The sequence below is a fragment of the Bordetella bronchiseptica genome (genome assembly GCF_900636925.1).
Taxonomy (GTDB): Bacteria; Pseudomonadota; Gammaproteobacteria; order Burkholderiales; family Burkholderiaceae_B; genus Bordetella; species Bordetella pertussis.
The window spans coordinates 2,596,161-2,618,220 of record NZ_LR134326.1; the positions used below are offsets into that span (position 1 = coordinate 2,596,161).

Consider the following 22,060-nt stretch of genomic DNA (forward strand, 5'->3'; position numbering starts at 1 on the left):
TATGCAAGCCTTCATTCGAGCCCACGGCATCATCCTGCCCATGAACCAGGACCACGTCGACACCGACGCGATCATCCCGCAGCGCTGGCTGGTAACCGTCGAACGCGACGGGCTGGCCGACGGCTTCATGGGCGCCTGGCGCTATGACGAACATGGCCAGCCCCGCCCCGAGTGCGTGCTCAACCAGCCCGCCTACCAGGGCGCGGCCATCGTGCTGGCGCGCGAGAACTACGGTTGCGGCTCGTCGCGCGAACACGCGGTCTGGGCGCACCAGGGATACGGCATACGCGCCATCGTCGCGGCCAGCTATGGCCCCATCTTCCACGAGAACTGCCTCAAGAACGGCCTGCTGCCGGTCACCCTGCCCGCGGCCGACGTCGCGACGCTGATGGCCCAGGCGCTGGCCGACCCGGGCTGCGCCTGCGAGGTGGACCTGGTCAGCCAGCGCGTCATCGGCCCGGACGGCCGCGCCTATCCGTTCGAGATCGACGCGGGCCGGCGCCAGTTGCTGCTCGAAGGCGTCGACGACATCGACCTGGCGCTGGCGCGCGCGGCCGACATCGCGCCGTTCCAGCGGCGCCAGCAACAGGATCAGCCATGGCTGGCATAGCGGCGCGCACCAACGTCACCATCAAGGACATCGCGACCCGCCTGAAGCTGTCGCATGCCACGGTGTCGCGCGCGCTGGCCGACCATCCCAAGATCAGCGCCGCCACCAAGGCCAGCGTGCGCGAGGCGGCGCAGGCCATGGGCTACGTGCCCAACGGCACGGCGCAGAACATGCGCACGGCGCACAGCCCGGTGATCGGGCTGATCGTGCCCGACATCCAGAACGATTTCTACGCGGCCGTGGCCAAGATCGTGGCCGACGCGGCGGTGGCGCGCGGCTTCCAGCTGGCGCTGAGCATCACCGAGGACAACCCCGAGCGCGAGTTCAACGACTTGCGCGCGTTCGTGGTGTCGCGCGCGGCCGGCGTGATCATCACGCCCACCATCAAGCCCAAGCCCGAGACCATCGCCCTGCTCAAGGGCGTGCGCGCCATCCAGCTGATCCGCCAGCACGCGGCGGTGGCCGCCGAAGCGGTGGTGATCGACGAACGGGCCGCCACGCGCGCCGCCGCCGAGCACCTGATCCACTACGGCCACCGGCGCATCGCCTATGTCGGCACCACCACGGACCTGAGCCTGGGCGAAGACCGCCTGTCCGGTTTCAGCAGCGCCATGAGCAAGGCCGGGCTGGACGCCAGCCTGACCGCCGTCGGCCCGCCGCGGGTCGAGTTCGCCCATCGCGCCGTGCACGGCCTGATGAGCGGCCCCAAGCCGCCCACCGCGCTGATCATCGGCAGCTCGCGCCTGACCGTCGGCGCGCTCAAGGCGCTGCGCGGCCTGGGCCTGTCTTGCCCGGCCGATGTGTCGGTGGTCGGCTATGGCGACCCCGACTGGTTCGAACTGGTGGGCGATGGCCTGACCACGGTGTCGCCGCCGGTCTATCCCCTGGGCGCCTACGCCATCAATCTGCTGCTGGCGCGCATCCAGGGCGAGGCCGTGCCGGCCGCCGCCGACCCGGCGCACGCGACCGCCTCGCGCTTTCCCGCCACGCTGGCCATCCGCGGCTCGACGCGCCCGCTGGCGCGCTGAGCCGCCCTGCCCCTTCCCTACTGCGCGCGGATGCCCGCCGCGCCTATCATCTCGCGCCATTGCAGCGTGTCGCGCTGCAGGAACTGCTCGAACGCCTTGCGATCCATCACGGTCGGCACATAGCCCAGGTCGCTGAACTGGCGGCGCAGCGCCGCATCGTCCATGACCCGCGCCAGCGCCGCGTTGAGGCGGTCCAGGATGGCTGGCGGCACCCCGGCCGGCGCGATCAGGCCATACCAGATCTGCACGTCATAGCCGGGCGCGGCCTGGGCCACCGGCGGCAGCGTCGGCATGGGCGGAAAGGCCTGCGCGGTGGAGATCGCCAGCGCCCTCACCTTGCCGGCATCGAGCATCGGCCGGCTCGCGCCCAGCCCGGCGAAGGTGAAATCCACCTCGCCCGTGGACAGCGCCACCAGCGCCGGCGCCGCGCCCTTGTAGGCCACCGCGGTGAGGTCGGCGCCCGACAGGTGCTTGAGCCATTCGGTGGACATGGCCTGCAGGCTGTTGGGGCCCAGCGACGCGTAGTTCATGCGTCCTGGCGCTTGCCTGCTGGCGGCCACCAGGCCGGCCATGTCCTGGACCGGCGAGCCGGCCGGCACCAGCGCCAGCATGGGCACGCCGACCAGCGGCGCCACCGCGGCGAACTGCGCCGGTTTGTACGGCAGGCTGGCGTCCAGAACCCAGTTGATCGAATACGTGCTGGTCACCAGGCCTATGGTGTAGCCGTCCGGCGCGGCCCGCGCCACGCTGCCGGTGCCGATGATCTCGCTGGCACCCGGCTTGCTTTCGACCACCACCGGCTGTCCCAGCTCGGCCTGCAGCCGCTGGGCCACCGCGCGCGCCACGACGTCGGTGCCGCCGCCCGGAGGGTACGGCACGATCAGGTGCACCGGCCGCGCCGGGTAGTCCTGCGCCGTCGAGGCAGCGGCCACGCAGGCGAAGGCGGCGCCCAGCGCCCATTGCAGGATGTTCGGTTTCATGCGTGGGCTCCGTGTCCGGTCGCGGCGATGGCGCCGCAGGCGTGCAGGCGTTCGATGTCCTCGGCGCCGAAGCCCGCCTGGACCAGGACTTCCAGTGTGTGCTCGCCGAATGCCGGCGGCGGCGCGAAGGCGCTGTGATTGTCGCCATCGAAACGGATGGCGCGGTTGGCGGCCGTCACCGGCCCATGCCGCGGATGCCGCAGTTGCTGGAACACCTCCAGGTGGCGAACCTGGGCGTCGTCGGCCAGTTCGTCGAGCAGGCGCTCCGGGGCGGCCGGCACGTCGTGCGCTTCGAGCACGCGCATCCAGTCGGCGCGCTCGCGCTGCGCGAACACCGCGGCCAGTTCGCGCGCCAGCGCCTCGTAGCCGTCGACGCGGCTGGCGCGGTCGGGAAAGCGCGCCAGCAGGTCCGGCCGTTCGATCGCCTCGACCAGCGAGCGCCAGAACTTCTCGGGACTGGACAAGTGCAGGCCGATGCGCAGGCCGTCGGCGCAGGTCAGGATGTACGACTGCGACAGCGAGGCGCGGCCGTAGTGCGCCGGCCGCGCGCCCTTGGCCGACAACTGGCCCAGCGGCTCGTTGGAAAAGGCGATCAGCGATTCCAGCATGGAGACTTCCACCTTGCGTCCCTGCCCGCTGCGGGCGCGTTCGAGCAAGGCGGCCAGCACGCCCATGGCGGCGTACAGGCCGGTCAGCGAGTCGGACACCGGCGGGCCGGGCACGCGCGGGTCGCTGCCCTGGTGGAACATCGACAGCCAGCCCGACAAGGCCTGGCCGACGTTGTCGAAGGCCGGCCGGTGCGCATAGGGACCGCTGGCGCCGAAGCCGGTGATCGAGCAGTACACCAGGCCCGGATTGAGCGCGCGCAGGCTTTCGTAGTCCAGGCCCAGCTTGTGCTCGGCGCCCGGGCGCATGTTGAGCAGCACCACGTCGGCCCCGGCGATCAGACGGCGCAGCGCCGCCTGCCCCTCGGGCGTGGCGAACTCCAGCGCCAGGCTGCGCTTGTTGCGGTTGTGCGACTGGAAGTGCGGGCCGTACAGCCCGCCCTCGAAGGCGCGAAACGGATCGATGGCGTCGCGCGACTCCACCTTGACCACGTCGGCGCCCAGCTCGCCCAGCAACTGGCCGGCCAGCGGCGCGGTGATGAAGCGGCCCAGGTCGAGCACGCGGATATGCGACAGCAGCTTCATGGACGCGGCTCCTGCGGGGCTGGCTTCAGGTGCGCCGATACCTCGGCGTCGGTGCGCACCCACAGGCGCTCGGCAATGGGGTTGCGCAGCTCTTCGGCGATATGGCCCACCAGGCCGACCGCGCGGCCGATCACGGCGATGCCGCGGCACAGCTGCCAGGCAATGCCCAGCTCGCTGGCCAGCGCCGCCAGTGCGCCGGTGGCGTTGACCGGCAGCACGCCCGGCTTGCCCAGCGCCTTTTCGGCCTGCGCCGAGAGGGCCTGCATCAGCGCCACATAGCGCCCATGGAAGCCGGTGCGCTCGGCCAGCGCGAACAGCGCCGTGGTGCGCGGATCCACCGGCTTGTGCACCGGGTGGCCGATGCCGGGCAGCATCTGGCGCGCCGCGCGCTGCTCGGCCACGATGCGCTGCGCGGTGGCGTCGATGTCCAGCGCCTGCTCGCTGCCCAGCGGCAGGGCCTCCTGCAGCAGGCGCGCGGCGCCCTCGGCCGTGCCGACGAACTTGGTGCCCATGCCGCACAGCCCGGCAGCGATGGCGGCCTGCATGGATTCGGGCGCGCCCAGGTAGGTCAGGCGCGCCACCATGGCGGTGGGCGTCATGCCGTGCTCGACCAGCACGGCCAGCAAGGCGTTGAACAGCGTGGACTCCTGCGGATCGGGCTTGCGGCCGGTGATCTCGAGGAAGGCGAAGTCGCCCAGGTTGAGGTGGCCGATGATCTCGTGGTTCAGGTCGTGCCCGCGCACGACGATGGTGCGGGCGTCGCTCCAGCCCATGTCTGAAGTCAGTGCATTCATGGTGAGAGTCCTTGTGTGGGGAAAATCAGGGTTGGTCCAGCTTGACGCCGGCCGCCTGCACGCGTTGGGCCGCGACGCCGCGGTCCAGCTCGAGGAAGGCGGCGAACGCCTGCGGGGTTTCGCGCACCGGTTCGAAGCCGATGGCGGTCAGGTTGCGAGCCACGAAGTCGGCGTCGCTGACCACCGCGCCCACGTCGTCGGCCACCTTGCGGCGCACATCCTCGGGAGTGCCGGCCGGCGCCGCCAGCGCGAAGTAGACCGACGCGTCGAATTCGGGATAGCCGGCTTGCGCGAACGTGGGCACATCGGGCGCGATCGCCACGCGGTGCGGCCCGGCCAGCGCGATCGCCTTCAGCTTGCCGGTGGCCACGTGCGGCATGGGGCCGCCGGCAATGGCGAACAGCATGTCCACCCGCCCGGCCATGACGTCCTGCATGGCCAGCGGCAGGCCCTTGTACGGCACCTCGCTGGTCTGCACCCCATAGAGCTGGTTGAACCACGCTCCGGCCAGGTGCAGCACGCCGCCGATGCCGGTGATGCCATAGGTGTACTTGCCCGGGTTGGCCTTCAGGTGCTTGATGAGCCCGGCCACGTCGTCGGCCGGGAAATCAGGGCGCGTCACCAGCATCAACTGCGCCGTGACCAGCCGGCTGACCGGCGCCAGGTCGGCCGGCTTGTACGACAGCTTGGCGTACAGCTGCGGGTTGAGCGAGAACGCGGCCTCGGAGCCCAGCAGCAGCGTGTATCCGTCGGGGGCGGCCTTGATCACGGTATCGGCGCCGATGATCTCGTTGGCGCCCGGGCGGTTCTCCACGATGACGGGCTGGCCCCACTTGTCGCTCAGCTTCTGCCCCACCGCGCGCATCAGCGCGTCGGCCGGGCCGCCTGGCGAATAAGGCACCACCACGCGCACCGGCTTGCTGGGAAAGTCGGCGGCCTGCGCCCACATCGGCGCGATCGCCCCGGCCAACGCCAGCACGCGCAACAGGGTCGTGATTCTTTTCATGGTCATCTCCTCGGTTGATTCGCGCTAAGCGCGCAGGTAGACGGCGGCATCGACCGCCACCGCGCCGTGACGGCCCACCGTCACTGGGTTGAGTTCGATCTGCGCCACTTGCGGGCCGGCCCGCACGGCCGCCTCGGCCAGGGCCGCCAGCAGCCCGACCGCCTCGTCAAAGCCCGCCGCGCCGCGAAAGCGCGCGTGCAGCGCGCGCCCGACCAGCGTGCCGGCCAGGGCGTCGGCCAGTTCGTCGCGGCTGGCCGGCAGCGCGGCGAAGCGCACATCCTTGAGCAGTTCCACCCACTGCCCGCCCGAACCCACCATCAGCACCTGGCCCAATTGCGGATGCGCCAGCACGCCGGCCACCAGCTCCTGCCCGGGCAAATAGCGCATGGCCAGCACGCGCTCGTCCGGCCAGCCGGCCACGCGCTCGAGCGCCTGCGCCAGCTCGCCGTCATTGCGGATATTCAGGATCACGCTGTCCTGGTCGGAAATATGGGTGTCGGCCGAATCGGCCTTGATGACCAGCGGGTAGCCCACCTCGCGCGCCGCCTCGGCCAGGCCGGCGCGGGCACAGGCGCGCAGCGGCGGTACCGCCACGCCATGCCCGGCCAGCCATTGCATGGCCTCGCTCTCGCGCAGGGCGCGCAGCGCGCCGTCGGCCACCGGCGCGGCGGACGCGGCCTGCATAGGCGCGCGCCGGCCGGCGGCGCGGCGCAGCCGCTGCAGGCAGGCTGCCAGCAAGGCGGCCGAATGGAACACCGGTATGGCGGCCTCGCGCAGGATTTCGCGCGAACGAGTCTCGTACGAGCCGCCGTTCCACAAGGCGATCATGGCGCAGCGCGTCCTGGCGCGCACGTCGGCCAGCAGGCGGCAGACTTCCGTGTAATCGTCCACCGTGGTCAGGATGGGCACGACGGTGCGCACCGCCGCGTCGGTCAGCAGCACGTCCAGCACGTCGGCATGCAACGCCGGATTCTCGTAGCCCAGCGCGGTGATGTCGATCGGGTTGTGCACCGAGATATAGTCCGGCAGCACCGCCGCCAGGCGCGCCTCGGTGGCGGCGTCCAGCTCGGCAAAGCCCAGTCCGTGGGCATCGGCCTGGTCGGCGAACAAGGTGATGTTGCCGCCCGATATGCACAGCGAGGCGATACCCTCGGCATGCTCGGCGCCGAAGCCGTGGCGCAACAGCTCGCACAGGCCCAGCGCCTGGTCCACGTCGTCGGCGCAGGCAATGCCGTGCTGCTCGGCCACGTCGCGCACCAGGCGGTAGTCGCCGGCCAGCGAGCCGGTGTGCGACAAGGCCATGCGCGTGCCCGTCTGCCCGCGCCCCAGCTTGAGCAGGACCACCGGTTTGCGCAGGCCCAGCCGGTGCACCGCGTCGATCACCTCGCAGGCGGCGCGCTCGGCTTCGGCCACGGCCAGCACCACGCGCGTGGCCGGATCCTGGAACATGTATTCGATCAGGTCGCTGTACGAGACGCCAGCCGAATTGCCGGTATTGACGATATGGCTGAAGCCCAGCCCGTCGCGCTGGGCGTAGTACGCCATCGTTGCATAGGCCAGCCCGCCGCTTTGCGACACCAGCGCCACGTCGCCCACGCCCTCGGCCCGCTTGAGCACGGCCGAGGGCGCGGCCATGACGCGCGCCGTCAGGTTGGAAAAGCCCATGCAGTTGGGGCCGATGAAGGTCAGCGCGCTGGCCACCTCCTCGAGCGCGCGCTGCGCCTCGCGCCCGTCGCCGCTGGCCTCGGCGTAGCCCGAGGTGTAAATGCTGGCGCCGGGTACCTGCTTGGCGCAGCAATCGCGCAAGACCTGCGGCACCCGCTCCTTGCCGACCACGATCACGCAGTGGTCGACCTCGTCCGGAATATCGCCGACCGAGGCGAAGCAGCGCAGGCCGGCCACTTCCTGGTAGCGCGGGTTGACAGGATAGATGGCGCCTTCGTAGCCGCCTTCGCGCAGCGCCGGGATCAGCTGGCCGGCCAGCTTGTTGGGCGCCGGCGAGGCGCCGACGATTGCGATGCTGCTCGGATTGAGCAGCTTGCCTATGCGCTGGACGGCGTTCATGGACGCGCTCTCCTCAGTGTCTGGAACAGGAATGGCGGCAGCGCGGGATCGCGCGTCGCGCCGGGTACGGCCGGGTTTTGCATGGTTCTCCCCTTCAGGGCGCCGCCATGTCTGGCGGAATATTGATGCACGTTTTTGTAGGACAATAACGTTCGGCAACTTGTCGTACAATCAGGGTTATCGCCTATCCGAATGGACGCCATGACAGGAACCAGCAAGCCCAACGCAACTTCCGGCAGCACGCTCGAGTACGTGGTCGATACGCTGCGCCAGGGCATACTCAGCGGGCGCCTCGTGCCCGGCCAGCGCCTGGTCGAGGCGGACCTGACGCGCCAGCTGGGCGTCAGCCGCGGCCCGGTGCGCGAGTCGTTCCGCCGCCTGTCGGCCGAGGGGCTGGTCGAGAGCATTCCCAACCAGACCACCATGGTGCGCCGCTATTCGAAGGCGGAAATGCTGGAGCTGTTCGAGATCCGCGCCGAGCTTGAGGCGCTGGCGGCCCGCCGCGCCGCCGAGTGCATGGATGATCCCGCCGCCAAGGCGCGTTTCCTGCAGGCCATCGGGCCGATCTGGGACGAGCACTCGCTGGCCGCCGCGCCTTCCTACTTCGACGAGAACCGGCGCTTCCACCAGGCCATTGCCGATCTCAGCGCCAACACCCAGCTGGCCGAGCTGATCCGCAAGCTGCAGCTACCGCTGATCATGTTCCAGCTGGGCGGTGCGATCACGCCGCAGGCCATCCAGGCCTCGATCGACGAGCATCGCCGCATCGCCCAGGCCATCGTCGACGGCAACGGCCGCAAGGCCGCCGCCGAGGTCAAGGCGCACCTGAAGCGCGCCTGCGAAATGGTCGAGCGCATGCCGCCGGATATCTTCCGGCCCTGAACGCGCGAGGGATTCAGTCCGCGGCGATGGCCTGGGCCAGCGCCAGCACGCGCTGCGCGTCCTCGACGTGCAGCGCTTCCACCAGCATGCCGTCGACCACGGTCACGCCCGCGCCGCGCGCCTGCGCGTCCTGCCAGGCCGCCATGATGGCGTGCGCGCGCACGACCTCGGCTTCCGACGGTCCGAAGGCGGCGTTGGCGCTGTCGATCTGGCGCGGATGGATCAGCGTCTTGCCGTCGAAGCCCAGGTCGCGGCCTTGCCGGCAGGCGTGGCGCAGGCCTTCGGCGTCGGCCAGGTCCAGGTGCACGCCGTCGAGCGCCAGCAGTCCATGCGCGCGCGCGGCCAGCACCGTCATCGACAGCGCCGCCTGGACTTCGGCGCGCGCCGGCGTGTGGCGCGCATGCAGCGCCTTGACCAGGTCCGACGTGCCGGCCACCAGGGCCCGCAGCGGCGCGCCCGCGGCGGCGATGGCGCCGATATTGAGGATGGCCAGCGGCGTTTCGATCATGGCCCACCATGCCAGGCCCGGCGCGCCGGCCTCGGCCGCCAGCGCGGCGGCGCGCGCCAGCTGCGCGGGATGTTCGACCTTGGGCAGTAGCATCGCATGCGGACCCAGCGGCGCCAGCGCCCGCACATCGTCCTCGCCCCAGGGCGTGTCCAGGCCATTGACGCGCACGATGACGCTGCGTCGTCCGAAGCCGCCCTCGCGCAAGGCGTGCGTCACCTGCACGCGCGCCTCTTCCTTGGCCGACACCGCGACCGCGTCTTCCAGGTCGAGGATCAGCGCATCGGCGTCGAGTTCGCGGGCGCGCGCCAGCGCGCGCGCGTTGGCGCCGGGGGTATAAAGCACCGAGCGGAAGGGGCGCATGGGGTTCGTGGTTTGCGTAGGGTTCATGGAGGGGGCCGTGGCGGGGTCCGGAATCATGGCGTGGAGGCCGGTTCGCGCAACACCTGCAAGGCGTCGCTGAACCGGCGCAGTTCGGTCAGCAGGCCCTGGGCCATGCTGTCGTGGATGGGTTGAGGCTGGAAGCGGCCGGCCGCGTCCAGGCGCTCGGCCACCATCGGGATGGCCACGTATTCGAAGATGGGCACCATGCGCAAGGTCGTCAGGGTCTGCTTCTCGGCCTGCACGGCGCGCATGCCGCCGGAGACGCCGCCATAGCTGACGAAAGCCGCCGGCTTGTAGTTCCACTCTTTGTAGACATAGTTCAGGGCATTGACCAGCGCCGGTGGTGGCCCGTAGTTGTATTCCGGCGTGACGAACACGAACGCGTCGGCGCTGGCCACGCTGCGGCTCCAGGCGCGCGTGTGCGCATGTTCGTATTGCTGCAGCATGGGGTGGCGCGGCTCGTCGTAGAGCGGCAGCCCGACCTGCGCCAGATCCACCAGCGCCACCTCGAAGCCGCCATGCGCCAGGGCCTGGGCATGGAACCAGTCGGCCACGGCCGGCCCGACCCGCCCGGGCCGCGTGCTGCAGATGATGATGTGGAGTCTGGCCATGTTCGAATCCTCGCGTGTCGCTGCCCCGGTTGGCAGCATAGCAGCAGGCACTCGCCAGCATGCTGCTGAAGCGAAAATGCGGGTAGACTGCGATTCCGGGCCGCGCTGTCCTATTTTCAGAACTATCGAGGGGCGTCCATGCAGGATCTCAACGACCTCTATTATTTCGTACAGACGGTCGATCACCGGGGCTTCGCGCCGGCCGGCCGCGCCCTGGGGATGCCGAAATCCAAGCTGAGCCGGCGCATCGCCGTGCTCGAAGAGCGGCTGGGCGTGCGCCTGATCCAGCGCTCGACGCGCCACTTCTCCGTCACCGACATCGGCCAGACCTATTACGAACACTGCAAGGCCATGCTGGTGGAGGCCGAGGCCGCCCAGGAGGCGATCGACGCGGCCCAGGTCGAGCCGCGCGGCGTGGTGCGGCTGTCCTGTCCCGTGGCCCTGCTGCACACCCATGTCGGCGCCATGCTGGGCGAATTCATGCTGCGCTATCCGCGCGTCACCCTGCACCTGGACGCCAGCAACCGCCGCGTCGACGTGCTGGGCGAAGGCGTGGACGTGGCGATCCGTGTGCGTCCGCCGCCGCTGGAGAACAGCGACCTGGTCATGCGCCCGTTCGCCGACCGCGGCCAATGCCTGGTGGCCAGCCCCGCCCTGCTCGCGCGCCATGGCGCGCCCGCCCTGCCCGCGGACCTGGCCGCCTGGCCCAGCCTGGCGCTGGGCCTGCCGAACCAGCCCCACAGCTGGCTGCTGACCGGCCCGCAAGGCGCGCAGGCCACGGTGCCCCTGGCCCCGCGCATGGTCACCACCGACATGCTGGCGCTGCGCAGCGCGGCGGTGGCCGGCGTGGGCGTGGTGCAGCTGCCCTCGATGATGGTGCGCGGCCAGCTGGCCGACGGCACCCTGGTGCGCCTGTTGCCCGAATGGGCGCCGTGCCGCGAATTGATCCACGCGGTATTTCCGTCGCGGCGCGGCCTGCTGTCGTCGGTGCGCACGCTGGTCGATTTCCTGGCCGAGCGCTTCGCGGCCCTGCAGGAAGACTGAACCCGCCATGCAGCAGCTCGGCGCAACGCGGCGCTACGCCGCCTCGGACCTGGTGGGTTTCCTGGCCTGCGAACACCTCACCCAACTGGACCTGCGCGCGCTCGACGCGGGCCAGGCGCCGGCGGCGGCCGACGACGAACAGATGGCGCTGGTGCAGGCCAAGGGCCAGGCGCACGAGCAGGCCTGGCTGGAGCGCCTGCGCGCCCGCCACCCCGACCTGGCCGACGTCACGCGCGCCGGTCCGGACCTGGCGGCGCGGCTGGCCGCCACGCGCGCGGCGATGGCCGCGGGCGCCCCGGTCATCTACCAGGCCGCGCTCTGTCACGGCCCCTACGTGGGGCATGCCGATTTCCTGTTGCGCACCGAGTGCCCGTCGGCGCTGGGCGACTACGGCTACGAGGCGCTGGACACCAAGCTGGCGCGCAGCCCGCGCGCCAGCTTCGTGCTGCAGCTGTCGTTCTACGCCTGGTTGCTGGAGCACGCACAAGGCGTCGCGCCGCGCAGCATGCATGTGGTGCTGGGCAGCGGCCGCGAGCTGGCGCTGCGCGTGGCCGACTACGCCCATTACCTGCGGCAGGTCCTGAGGCGCTTCGAGGCTGCGATCGCCGCCGAGCCGGCGCCACCGACCTATCCCGAGCCCTGCGAGCATTGCCCGCAGTGCCGCTGGCGCGTGGCCTGCGAAGCGCGCCGCGTCGCCGACGACCATCTTTCGCTGGTGGCCGGCATGTCGCGCCAGCAGGCCCGGCGCCTGAACGCCCAGGGCGTGGCCACGCTGGCGCAGCTCGGCGCCCTGCCCGAGCACGCGCAGGTGGCCGGCATCGAAGCCGGCACGCTGCAGCGGCTGCGCGCGCAGGCCGCCCTGCAATGGCGCGCCCGCGTCGATGGCGCGCGCCACTACGAGCTGCTGGCGGCGCAGGACGAGGGACCGCGAGGCCTGGCGCGCCTGCCCCGCCCGGACCCCGGCGACATGTTCTTCGACATGGAGGGCGATCCGCTCGAGGACGGCGGCCTCGAGTACCTGTTCGGCCTGTATGTCATCGACGACGGTGCCGAACGCTTCGTGCCGTTCTGGGCCCACGACCGGCGCCAGGAGAAGCAGGCGTTCGAAGCCTTCATGGATTTCGTGGCCGAACGGCTGCGGCGCCATCCCGATGCGCACATCTATCACTATGCGCCCTACGAGGCCACGGCCTTGAAGAAGCTGATGTCGCTGCACGGCACCCGGGAAGCGGAGGTCGACCACCTGCTGCGCGTCGGCAAGCTGGTTGACCTGTACCGTGTCGTGCGCGAAGGGCTGCGCATCTCCGAGCCCAGCTATTCCATCAAGTACGTCGAGCGCTTCTACCTGCCGCGGCGCGCGGGCGAGGTCACCAATGCCGGCGCCAGCATCGTGTACTACGAGCGCTGGAAAGCCACCGGCGAGCCGCGCCTGCTGCAGGACATCGCCGAATACAACCGCGACGACGTGATCTCCACCTGGCGCTTGCGCGACTGGCTGTGCGGCATCCGCCCCGCCGCCCTGCCGTGGCACAACGAGGCCGGCCAGCAGGACCTCGACGCCGCGCGGGCTGTCATCGGCGAGATGACCGAGGCCGAGCGCCGCCTGCTGCCCTACCGGGCCGCGCTGGCCGACGATCTGCCGGCCGACGAAGCCGCCTGGTCGCCGCGCGACGCGTTCCGGGCGCTGGCGTGGCACCTGCTGGACTTCCACCGGCGCGAACAGAAGCCCGCCTGGTGGGCCTGGTTCGCGCGCGCCGAAGCCACCGACGGCGAGCTGATCGAGGACGCCGAATGCCTGGGCGGGCTGGCGCGCGACGACGCGGCGCCGCCCGTACGGCAGGCGCAGTCGTTGCGCTATACCTACCGCTATCCCGCGCAGGAAACCAAGCTGCGCACCGGCGCGCGCTGCACCGACGTGCGCACCGGCGCCAGCCTGGCCAATCTGGTGGTCGACCCGCACGCGCGCCTGGCCAGCTTCACCTGCAGCGCGCGCAAACCCGCGCCGCCGCCGCGCATGGCGCTGGGGCCCGCGGCGCCGGTCAACAACAAGGAGCTGGTCAACGCGGTGTTCCGCTACGGCGACGCGGTGTGCCGGGCGCCGGACGGCATGTCCACGCCGATGCGCGCCGTGGACGCGCTGCTGCGCCGCGAGCCCCCGCGCATCCGCGGCCTGGCGCGCGGCGCGCCGCTGGTCGCGCCGCACGCCGAGCTGTTGCCCCAGGTGCTGGATGTCGTGGCGCGCATGGACGAAACCACCTTGTTCCTGCAAGGGCCGCCCGGCGCCGGCAAGACCTACACCGGTTCGCGGGTGCTGCTGCAGCTGCTGCGCGCCGGCCGGCGCGTGGCCGTATCGTCCAACAGCCACCACGCCATCAACAATCTGCTGCGCGGCCTGGAGCGGCTGGCCGAGCGGGAAGGCTTTGCCTTGCGCGGCGCCAAGAAATCCACCAGCGCCGGCGACGACAGCTGCCTGGGCGGCGCGCAGATCGAGGATGTGTTCGACAACAAGGACGTCGATCCGGCGCGCCATCAACTGGTGGCCGGCACCGCGTGGCTGTTCGCCCGCCCCGAGTTCGAGCAGGCGTTCGACTATCTGTTCGTCGACGAGGCGGGCCAGGTCAGCCTGGCCAACCTCGTCGCCATGGGCCAGTGCGCGCGCAACATCGTGCTGCTGGGCGACCAGATGCAGCTCGGCCAGCCCAGCCAGGGCACGCATCCGGGCCGTTCGGGCGAATCAGCGCTGGAGTACCTGCTCGACGGCCAGGCCACCATCGCGGCGTCGCAGGGCGTTTTCCTGGACACCTCGTACCGCATGCATCCGGAGATCTGCGGTTTCATTTCCGAAGCCATCTACGACGGCAGGCTGCGCGCGGCGCCGGCCACCGCGGCCCACCGCCTGCTGCTCGACGAGGCGGCCGGCCGCGAACTGCCCGCGCACGGCATCCGCTACGTGCCCGTGCCGCACGACGGCAATACGCAATCCAGCCGCGAGGAAGCCGCGCGCGTGGCCGAACTGTGCGCGCTCCTGCTGCGCCAGCGCCATGTGGACGAAGCCGGCGCGCCCGCGCCGCTGACGCTGGACGACATCCTGTTCGTCGCGCCGTACAACGTGCAGGTCAATACCCTGCGCGCCGCCCTGCCCGACGGCGCGCGCGTGGGCACGGTCGACAAGTTCCAGGGCCAGGAGGCCCAGGTCGTGATCGTCTCCATGGCGACCTCCAGCGGCGATTACCTGCCGCGCGACCTGGAGTTCCTGTTCAGCCGCAATCGCCTCAATGTGGCGATATCGCGCGCCCGCACGCTGGCCATCCTGGTCGCCAGCCCGGCGCTGACGGCGGTGCGCTGCCGCAGCGCCGAGCAGATGGCCCTGGTCAACACCTTGTGCTGGGTGGCCGAGACGGGCAGCGCGTCGCCTTACCAGGTGTAGCGCATCCCCAGCTGCGCCGAAGCGCCGCGCAGATACTGGCTGTCGATGCTGGTGGCATAGGCCAGCCTGCCGTAGAGGGCCAGGCTGCGGGCCAGCGTCACGCTGGCGCCGGCCGCCAGTTCGAGCGAGGTCGCGCCGCGCCGGGTATCGATGCTGTCTTCGCCCAGCACGACGGTGTTCTCGCCGCTGAAGGTGCGCCAGAAATTCAGCGCCGCGTAGGGGCGCCACACCTGCGCGGCGGCCGCGTACTCGCCCTGCAGCCGGGCGCCCAGGCGGGCGGTCAGCGCGTTGTCGTCGCGGATGCGCACCTCGGACACGGCGTCAGAGAAGTCGTCCACGCGCGTGTGCTGGTAGATGAGCTGCGCCTGCGGCTCCAGCGTCCAGCGCTCGGACAGCGCCAGCGGGTAGCCGCTTTCCAGCGAAGCCGTCAACGCCTGGCCGCGCGTATCGGCGTCGCGCCCGGCCTTGGAGTCGGTGTCGATGTCCATCCAGGTGTTGGCCAGCACGGTATCCACGTACCACCCGCGCGGGCCGACATAGGTCCAGTAGCCGCCGACGCTGTAGCCGTCGATGGTCAGCCGGCCGGTAGCGGCGTCGCGCTCGCCGCCGGCCGAGCCGTGGGTGTCGCCGCGCGCGTGGCCATAGCCGCCGAACAGCCCGAAGCGGTGCTGTCCGCCGTCCGGGCGCACGCTGCTGTAGAGGTCCTGCCCCAGTTGCACACCGGCCAGGCGGGCGTCGATGCCGGGTTGCGCATCGCCGTCGAGCGCCTGCTTGCTGTTGCCGCCATAGGCGCGCGCCCAGGCCGCGACGCGTTCGCCGTCGCGCGCCAGCAGCGCCTGGTTGCCCTGCCGTTCGTGGAAGGTGCCCAGCTGGGCCAGGCCCATGCGCCGCGCCAGCATGGGAATGCTGCTGTACAGCGCCACCTCGGGCCGGTACAGCGGCGTGTCCTCGATGCTCGGCCGCTCGCCGGTGCGCCGGCCGATGTCGTCGGCGATCGCCTCGGCTTCGGCAAGGCTGCCGGCCAGTTGGTCCTCGACCAGATAGGCCCGCGAGCGCAGGTACCAGCTGTCCGGCGCGGCGCCCGTGGCGTCGCCGCGGTACAGCCTGTACTCGTATGCGCCGGCGTTGAGGGGCGCGGCCAGCGAGAAGGCGCCGGCGTCCGAGCTTGCGCCATTGATGGCCTGGACCACCAGGATGCCGTCGGCCGCGGTCAGCGCGCCCTGCCCGCCCCGGTTGACCACCGTGACCGGGGTGCTGCCGCCGGCGTGCCCGCCATCGATGACCAGCCTGTCCGAGGCGGCCCCGTCGCCGGCCAGCACCGTGTTGACGCGCAGCGCGCCGCCCGCGCCGGTGTAATCGCCGCGCACCGTCAGCGCGCCGTAGCCGCTGCCGTCGTTCGGGCCGGGCCGGATTTCGCCGGCGTTGCGCAATGCGCCGGCCAGCGTGCCGGTGCCGGCCAGCACCGCGCCGGCGGCCAGGCGGTTGGCCGGGCTGGCGAGCGTGCCGGCAAGAAAGAATGTGCCGGTGCGCAGGTCCACGCTTTCGGTGAACGCGGCGTCCGAGGTCCAGCGCCAGTCGGCGCCGCGCATGGTCAGGGTGCGGAAGTTGGCGAACCGGTTGTCCACCGTGCCGCTGCCCTCCAGATACGCATGGCTGGCCGCCCCGCCGCCGTCGGCCAGGCCGGCGATGGCCGAGCCGGTGCGCAGGATCAGCGTGCCCGTGCCCTGGGGGCCCATGTAGACGGCCGTGTCGCGGCCGGCCCCGCCGTGCCCTTGCAGGTAGCCGGCGTTGATGAAGGTATCGTTGCCGTTCTGCCCGCGCAGCGCATACGAGTGATCGCTGAGGATGCGCCCGCCGGGCAGGTTCTCGACGCGGGCATGAAAGCCGTTGGCGTTGGTGGTGTTCACATGCACGCCGTCGGGGCCGAATATGCCGTTGCTGCTGGCGCCGCGCGCATGGATGGTGCCGCCGTTGACCAGTACGTTGGCCGCGGGGCTGCCGCCTTGCAGATACACGCCCTTGGCGTCGGTGCCGTTGACGGTGATGGCGCCGCTGTTCTGGACGCGGTTGCCCGGGCCGTTGATGGCGATGCCGTGCGCGCTGGCGCCCTGGGTGCGGATGCTGCCGCTGTTGTCGACCAGCGTCCCGGTACTGCCGACGTTGGGCACCGAGATGCCGCGCACGCCGCTGCCCGATGTCGTGATCGATCCGCGGTTGATCAACTGGTTGTTGTCGCCGAAACCCACCATGGCGCCGCGCGAGGCGCCGGCGCCGCCGGCCATCTGGATCGTGCCCTCGTTGACGATACGGCTGCGGTCATCGACCGACAGCGCCCGCGTCGCGTTGGTCGAGAACAGCGCGCCGGGCGCCACCGTGATGGTTACGTTCTGGCTGCCGGCCGCCGCCTCGACCGACTGGTTGACCACGGCGCCGTCGCATTGCACGCTCTGCCCGCTGGCTGGCGCCAGCGTGGGCGCACAGGCCGCGGCCGCGGGCGTCGCGCCCAAGGATTGCAGCAGGCCGGCGGCGGCCAGCATGGCCGGCAACGGGGCAAGTCGTGCTGGGGTACGGCGGCGGGCGCTACGCATCGGGGCTCCAGTTCGCAACATCTTGCATAGTTTGTGCGAGAGTAGCGGCTGGATACGCGAGAGATGTGTGCAATTTGTAAAAATTACGCCATTTTCTGTCGCTTTTGCAAGGGCGCGCGCCCGGCGCCCCGTTGCGTCGATGTCACAAGGCCGGCGTCGGCTCAATCATGCGTTTCGTGCACGGCCGCCTCGCCGCGCTTCCAGTAGCTGGCGGCGCGGATGCGGCTTTTGTCCAGCCCGTGCGTGTCGACCAGCGCCTGCCGCACCGCGCGCGCAACGGCCGCCTCGGCCGCGGCCCAGGCGTAGCCTTCGCCCGGCGGCAGGCGCAGCGCGCGCACGGCCTCGGGCAGACGGCTGCCGGCCGGCTCGCGCAGCAGCCATTGCACGCTGGCCTGCGCGCGGGTCGACAGCGCCAGCCGGGCCGCGGGGTCGGCGACCTCGATCAGGGCGATGACGGGCTTGCCGGGCGGCAATTCCTCGAGGCGGCGCGCGATCGCCGGCAAGGCGCTTTCGTCGCCCACCAGCAAATGCCAGTCGTATTCGAGCGGCACCACGAACGAGCCGCGCGGCCCGGCCACGCCCAGCTGCTGCCCGGGCTGCGCCCGGGCCGCCCAGCTGGCGGCCGGCCCTTCGCCATGCAGCACGAACTCCAGGTCGAGCTCGCCGGCGCGCGCGTCGTGGCGGCGCGGCGTGTAATCGCGCATGGGCGGGCGGGGTTCGCCCTCGGCGAACACCAGGCCGTCCGGCCCCAGTTCGGGCAGGACCGGCCGCGCCGCGCCAGGCGGCGGGAAGAACACCTTGACGTGGTCGTCGAACGATGCCGAGACGAAGTCGCGCAGAGCGTCGCCGGCCAGGGTGATGCGCGCCAGATGCGGCGTGGGCCGCGTCACGCGCTTGACTTCGAGCAGGCGCATTTTCAGCGGATGGCGTACCCGCTGCACGTTCAGTTCGGTTGGGGGCATTGCAGGTTTTCCAGGGAAATTTGTGTCAGGACGACAGGTCGTCCAGTTCGGCGGCCGCGCGCGCCAGGATGGCGGCCAATTGCCGCTGCCGCGCGGGCGTGGCGTCGGCGTGGCGCGCCAGCGCCTGTTTCAGCGCCATGCGCGCCTGCACGTACTCGGGCAGCCAGCCGGTGGCCAGGTCCTCGCCTTCGGAGCCGGTTTCGATGGGCTGCCCGGCCCAGGCGCGCCGCATCCACTCCATCTTGCGCCCGACATGGGCCAGTTGCGCCATCAGCAGCGTGACGCGCTCGCGGTTGGCCTGCAGATGCGCGCGGCCCGGTTCGGCCAGGTGGTAGTGCTTGCGCGCGCCGTCCTGGCTGACCGTGGCGTGGCCGGCCTCTTCCAGCCAGGTCAGGGTCGGATAGACCATGCCCGGGCTGGGCGTATAGAAGCCGCGGCTGCGCGCGCCCAGCGCCTTGATGAGCTCGTAGCCATGGCTGGGGCCTTCGTCGAGCAGCGCCAGGATCATCAACTGCAGGTCGTCGGCCGAAAACTTGCGGCCGCGCCGCCAGTCGGGGCCGTCGCCGCCGGCGCCGTGGCCGCCGCCGTGCCGTCCCCCGGCATGGCCGCCGCCGCGGCCGCCGTGCGCGGACATGGCAAAGACGTGAAATGGATGCATAGGGTCACCTATATCGTAAGATATATGTCTTACGATATATCGACCGCCGCGGAACTGTCAAGCAGCGTGTAGAAAGCGCCGCCCCGGCAAGCCGCGCGCAGGCGCCGTCAGGAGAGCAGGAAGCGAACCGAGGCCGCCAGGCGCCTGGCGGGATCGCCCGGCGCGTCGGGCGGCGGCAGGTCGATATCGGGATCGTCGGTATCCGGGTCGACCGGCAGGTCCCCGGGCGGCGAATCGGGCGGGATGGGATCGGGTTTGGGGGGTACGTGACAGCGCAGCGTGGCGGACATCGTCGTCTCCTTGGGGCGGGCGCGAACCATCGGGAACCAGCGTAGCGCAAGCGTCGTGCCCGCGCCATCGTGTGGCGGGCACGCGGTTTGCTGGGCTGCGGCATCTCGCCGTCCGGAGCGCCCATGCCGCCAGAACCGATCCGGCTCAGGATCCTGACCGTCAATGCACACAAAGGCTTCACCAGCTTCAACCGCCGTTTCATCCTGCACGAACTGCGCGAGGCCCTGCGCGAGGCACGGCCGGATCTCGTGTTCCTGCAGGAAGTGCTGGGCGAACACCAGCGGCACGCGGCGCGCCACGCGCGCTGGCCGGCGGTCTCGCAATACGAGTTCCTGGCCGACACCCTGTGGAGCGCCTATGCCTATGGCCGCAACGCCGTCTACCCCGATGGCCACCATGGCAACGCCGTATTGTCCAAGTATCCGATCGTCTCGCACCGCAACGAGGACCTGAGCGTGGGCGCGGCGCACGAGCCGCGCGGCATGCTGCACTGCGTGCTGGACGTGCGCGACGCGCCCGCGCCCCTGCATGCGCTGTGCGTGCACCTGGGCCTGCGCGAGGCGCATCGCCAGGAGCAGCTGCGGCGCCTGTGCCAGTACCTGCGCCAGCACGTGCCGGCGCAGGCCGCGGCCCTGCTGGCGGGGGACTTCAACGACTGGCGCCAGCGGGCCGACGCAACGCTGGCGCGCTGCGGGCTGGCCGACGTCCACCGGCTGGCGCTGGGGCACGCGGCGCGTACCTTTCCGGCCGCCTGCCCGCTGCTGCGGCTGGACCGCATCTACGTGCGCAACGTCGCCGGATCCGAGCCGCGCCGCCTGAGCCGGCGTCCATGGTCGCGGCTGTCCGACCATGTGCCGCTGGCCGCCGAGGTGACGTTGTGAGCACGCCCTGGCGCGACGGCAACCGCTTCGCCATTCTCGAGAATGGCGCCAGCTATTTCCCGCGGGTCTACACAGCCATCGGCAAGGCCCGCGAGGAAATCCTCATCGAGACCTTCATCCTGTTCGACGACGCGGTCGGGCGCGAACTGCGCGAGGCGCTGATGGCGGCGGCGCGGCGCGGCGTGCGCATCGACGTCACGGTCGACGGCTATGGCTCGGACAGCCTGCCGCCGGACTTCATCGCCGGCCTGGTCGAACTGGGCGTGGGGTTCCATGTATTCGATCCGCGCCCGCGCCTGCTGGGCATGCGCACCAATCTGTTTCGCCGCCTGCACCGCAAGATCGTCGCCATCGATGGCACGCTGGCCTACGTCGGCGGCCTGAATTTCTCGGCCGATCATCTCGACGACTACGGCCCCCAGTCCAAGCAGGACTACGCCATCGAAATCGCCGGCCCGCTGGCGGCCGACATCCGCGATTTCGCGCGCGCCGCGCTGGCCGCCGTGCCGCGGCGGCGCTGGCGCCGCGCGCGGCCGGCCGCGCCGCCGCAGGCCGCCGGCCCGGCGCGCGCGCGCCTGGTGGTGCGCGACAACGACCAGCACACCAACGATATCGAGCAAAGCTACCGCGTGGCGATCCGGGCCGCGCGCCGCGACATCGTGATCGCCAACGCGTATTTCTTTCCCGGCTACCGCTTGCTGCGCGACCTGCGCGCGGCGGCCGCGCGCGGGGTGCGCGTGCGCCTGATCCTGCAGGGCGAGCCCGACATGCCCATCGCGCAGCTGGGCGCGCGCCTGCTGTACGACGCCCTGGCCGAGGCCGGCGTGGAAATCCTCGAATACTGCGAGCGTCCGTTGCACGGCAAGGTCGCCAGCATCGACGACGAGTGGGCCACGGTCGGGTCGAGCAACCTCGATCCGTTCAGCCTGGCGCTGAACCTGGAGGCCAATGTCGAGGTGCGCGACAGCGCCTTCGCCAGCGGCCTGCGAGAGCGGCTGGAACGGTTGGCGATCGACCATTGCCGCCCGGCGCCGCAAAGCGATGGCGCAGGGCGCCAGCTGCGGCGGCTGTTCGCCGGCGCGCTGGTCTACCACTTCCTGCGGCGCTTTCCCGCCTGGGCCGGCAGCCTGCCCGCCCACAAGCCCCGCATCCAGACCCTGCGGCCCGATGGCCAGGGCCAACCGGACGAGGCGACATGAGGCACGCGCACCATCATGGACACCGCCGGCGCCGCCTGGGCGCCTGGCTGGCCGGCATCGTCGGCCTGGCCGTCGTCGGGGTATTGCTGTACCAGGCGCGCCGCATCGACTGGCACGCGGTGGCGCGCGCCGCCCACGATATCCCCGGCCCGGCCGTGGCGCTGGCCGCCGCGCTGGCGCTGGCCGGCTACCTGGCCTACGCCGGCTTCGACATCCTGGCGCGCCGCTATGCCGGCCACCGCCTGCCCGCCTGGCAGGTGGCGGCCATCGCCATGACCAGCTATGCGCTCAACCTGAACCTGGGCGTCCTGCTGGGCGGGGTCGCCGTGCGCCTGCGGCTGTACGGGCGCCACGGCTTGCGCACCGCCTGCGGACTGCGCGTGGTGGCGTTCGCCACCGCCACCAATTGGGTGGGCTACGCCTGGCTGGCCGGCGCTCTTCTACTGGCCGGCCAGATGCCCACGCCCGCCGGCTGGCACCTGGGCGCCGGCCTGCTGCGCACCGTGGGCGCGGCGCTGCTGGCCGGCGCGCTGGCCTACCTGTACCTGTGCCGGTACGCGCGGCGGCGCGCCTATACCTTGCGCGGCCACCGCTGGGTGCTGCCCGACCTGCCGACCGCGCTGCGGCAGATGGGCCTGGCCGGCGTGTCGTGGGCCATCATGGGCGGCATCATCTACGTCCTGCTGCAGGGCCGCGCGCCGTATCCGGAAGTCCTGGCCATCCTGTTGTTCAGCAGCATCGCCGCGCTGCTGGCCCACATTCCGGGCGGGCTGGGCGTGATCGAGGCCCTGTTCGCCGCCGCGTTGGCCACCCGCATGCCGGCCAGCGAAAGCCTGGGCGCGGTGCTGATGTACCGCTTGCTGTATGCGTGGATACCGCTGTGCGTGGCGCTGCCGGCCTACCTGGGCGCCGAATGGCGCCACCGGCGCGCGGCGGCCGGTTGAGCCCGGGCACGG

Annotated in this window: 19 protein-coding genes; 8 read left to right on the forward strand and 11 right to left on the reverse strand. The window is 71.3% G+C overall.

Annotated elements, in window-relative coordinates:
- The first annotated feature begins 1 nt into the window (after nucleotide 1).
- The gene (gene leuD, locus EL288_RS12165) at nucleotides 2-610 is read left to right on the forward strand and encodes a 3-isopropylmalate dehydratase small subunit (protein WP_126621943.1); all 609 of its coding nucleotides are present in this window, start codon (nucleotides 2-4) and stop codon (nucleotides 608-610) included.
- Complete coding sequence (locus EL288_RS12170; protein ID WP_003811393.1) at nucleotides 598-1,638, forward strand: LacI family DNA-binding transcriptional regulator; 1,041 nt, start codon at nucleotides 598-600, stop codon at nucleotides 1,636-1,638. The genes leuD and EL288_RS12170 overlap by 13 nt, the downstream gene beginning before the upstream one ends.
- 17 nt (nucleotides 1,639-1,655) lie before the next feature.
- Here the strand turns inward: EL288_RS12170 and EL288_RS12175 are convergent, their stop codons facing one another.
- Genes EL288_RS12175 through EL288_RS12195 form a run of 5 tightly spaced genes read right to left on the reverse strand, consistent with a single transcriptional unit; the run spans nucleotide 1,656 to nucleotide 7,672 of the window.
- A complete protein-coding gene (locus EL288_RS12175; protein WP_003811391.1) occupies nucleotides 1,656-2,618 on the reverse strand; it encodes a Bug family tripartite tricarboxylate transporter substrate binding protein in 963 nt (320 codons plus the stop codon).
- Entirely contained in the window at nucleotides 2,615-3,808 is a 1,194-nt protein-coding gene (locus EL288_RS12180) for a CaiB/BaiF CoA transferase family protein (RefSeq protein ID WP_003811389.1), read from the reverse strand. The genes EL288_RS12175 and EL288_RS12180 overlap by 4 nt, the downstream gene beginning before the upstream one ends.
- Nucleotides 3,805-4,602, reverse strand: a complete 798-nt coding sequence (locus EL288_RS12185) for a citryl-CoA lyase (protein ID WP_010926648.1) — start codon at nucleotides 4,600-4,602, stop codon at nucleotides 3,805-3,807. The genes EL288_RS12180 and EL288_RS12185 overlap by 4 nt, the downstream gene beginning before the upstream one ends.
- Before the next feature lie 25 nt (nucleotides 4,603-4,627).
- Nucleotides 4,628-5,614: a Bug family tripartite tricarboxylate transporter substrate binding protein gene (locus EL288_RS12190; RefSeq protein WP_003811386.1), complete on the reverse strand. Its 987-nt coding sequence runs from the start codon at nucleotides 5,612-5,614 to the stop codon at nucleotides 4,628-4,630.
- Nucleotides 5,615-5,632: 18 nt separating this feature from the next.
- On the reverse strand, nucleotides 5,633-7,672 hold the full coding sequence (locus EL288_RS12195) for an acetate--CoA ligase family protein (RefSeq protein WP_126621944.1): 2,040 nt from the start codon (nucleotides 7,670-7,672) through the stop codon (nucleotides 5,633-5,635).
- 201 nt (nucleotides 7,673-7,873) lie between these two features.
- On the opposite strand from EL288_RS12195, the gene EL288_RS12200 reads away from it, so the two are divergent.
- A complete protein-coding gene (locus EL288_RS12200; protein ID WP_003811383.1) occupies nucleotides 7,874-8,554 on the forward strand; it encodes a GntR family transcriptional regulator in 681 nt (226 codons plus the stop codon).
- A gap of 13 nt (nucleotides 8,555-8,567) precedes the next feature.
- Here the strand turns inward: EL288_RS12200 and EL288_RS12205 are convergent, their stop codons facing one another.
- Together EL288_RS12205 and EL288_RS12210 are read right to left on the reverse strand one after the other, a co-directional pair.
- On the reverse strand, nucleotides 8,568-9,479 hold the full coding sequence (locus tag EL288_RS12205; protein WP_003811382.1) for an HpcH/HpaI aldolase/citrate lyase family protein: 912 nt from the start codon (nucleotides 9,477-9,479) through the stop codon (nucleotides 8,568-8,570).
- A complete protein-coding gene (locus tag EL288_RS12210) occupies nucleotides 9,476-10,054 on the reverse strand; it encodes an NADPH-dependent FMN reductase (RefSeq protein WP_003811381.1) in 579 nt (192 codons plus the stop codon). Before EL288_RS12210 ends, EL288_RS12205 begins: the two co-directional genes overlap by 4 nt.
- Nucleotides 10,055-10,192: 138 nt before the next feature.
- Between EL288_RS12210 and EL288_RS12215 the strand changes: the two genes are divergently transcribed.
- A complete protein-coding gene (locus tag EL288_RS12215) occupies nucleotides 10,193-11,098 on the forward strand; it encodes a LysR family transcriptional regulator (RefSeq protein WP_003811380.1) in 906 nt (301 codons plus the stop codon).
- A gap of 7 nt (nucleotides 11,099-11,105) precedes the next feature.
- Nucleotides 11,106-14,525, forward strand: a complete 3,420-nt coding sequence (locus tag EL288_RS12220) for a TM0106 family RecB-like putative nuclease (protein ID WP_033459384.1) — start codon at nucleotides 11,106-11,108, stop codon at nucleotides 14,523-14,525.
- On the opposite strand, the gene EL288_RS12225 is transcribed toward EL288_RS12220, so the two are convergent.
- The 4 genes from EL288_RS12225 to EL288_RS12240 all read right to left on the reverse strand — a co-directional run bounded on the left by EL288_RS12225 (nucleotide 14,513) and on the right by EL288_RS12240 (nucleotide 19,023).
- A complete protein-coding gene (locus EL288_RS12225) occupies nucleotides 14,513-17,113 on the reverse strand; it encodes a BP1344/BB2830 family autotransporter (RefSeq protein ID WP_033459381.1) in 2,601 nt (866 codons plus the stop codon). The genes EL288_RS12220 and EL288_RS12225 overlap by 13 nt on opposite strands.
- Nucleotides 17,114-17,274: 161 nt before the next feature.
- Nucleotides 17,275-18,075, reverse strand: a complete 801-nt coding sequence (locus tag EL288_RS12230) for a siderophore-interacting protein (protein WP_003811377.1) — start codon at nucleotides 18,073-18,075, stop codon at nucleotides 17,275-17,277.
- A gap of 25 nt (nucleotides 18,076-18,100) precedes the next feature.
- Nucleotides 18,101-18,733, reverse strand: coding sequence for a PadR family transcriptional regulator (locus EL288_RS12235; protein WP_003811375.1), 633 nt, complete (start codon nucleotides 18,731-18,733; stop codon nucleotides 18,101-18,103).
- Between the two features lie 107 nt (nucleotides 18,734-18,840).
- Nucleotides 18,841-19,023, reverse strand: coding sequence for a hypothetical protein (locus tag EL288_RS12240; RefSeq protein WP_353511666.1), 183 nt, complete (start codon nucleotides 19,021-19,023; stop codon nucleotides 18,841-18,843).
- 123 nt (nucleotides 19,024-19,146) lie between these two features.
- Between EL288_RS12240 and EL288_RS12245 the strand changes: the two genes are divergently transcribed.
- Genes EL288_RS12245 through EL288_RS12255 form a run of 3 tightly spaced genes read left to right on the forward strand, consistent with a single transcriptional unit; the run spans nucleotide 19,147 to nucleotide 22,048 of the window.
- Nucleotides 19,147-19,905 (forward strand): endonuclease/exonuclease/phosphatase family protein, encoded by a 759-nt coding sequence (locus tag EL288_RS12245; protein ID WP_003811372.1) that lies wholly within the window; start codon nucleotides 19,147-19,149, stop codon nucleotides 19,903-19,905.
- On the forward strand, nucleotides 19,902-21,104 hold the full coding sequence (gene clsB / locus EL288_RS12250) for a cardiolipin synthase ClsB (RefSeq protein WP_003811370.1): 1,203 nt from the start codon (nucleotides 19,902-19,904) through the stop codon (nucleotides 21,102-21,104). Before EL288_RS12245 ends, clsB begins: the two co-directional genes overlap by 4 nt.
- On the forward strand, nucleotides 21,101-22,048 hold the full coding sequence (locus EL288_RS12255) for a lysylphosphatidylglycerol synthase domain-containing protein (protein WP_003811366.1): 948 nt from the start codon (nucleotides 21,101-21,103) through the stop codon (nucleotides 22,046-22,048). Before clsB ends, EL288_RS12255 begins: the two co-directional genes overlap by 4 nt.
- Nucleotides 22,049-22,060 lie beyond the last annotated feature (12 nt).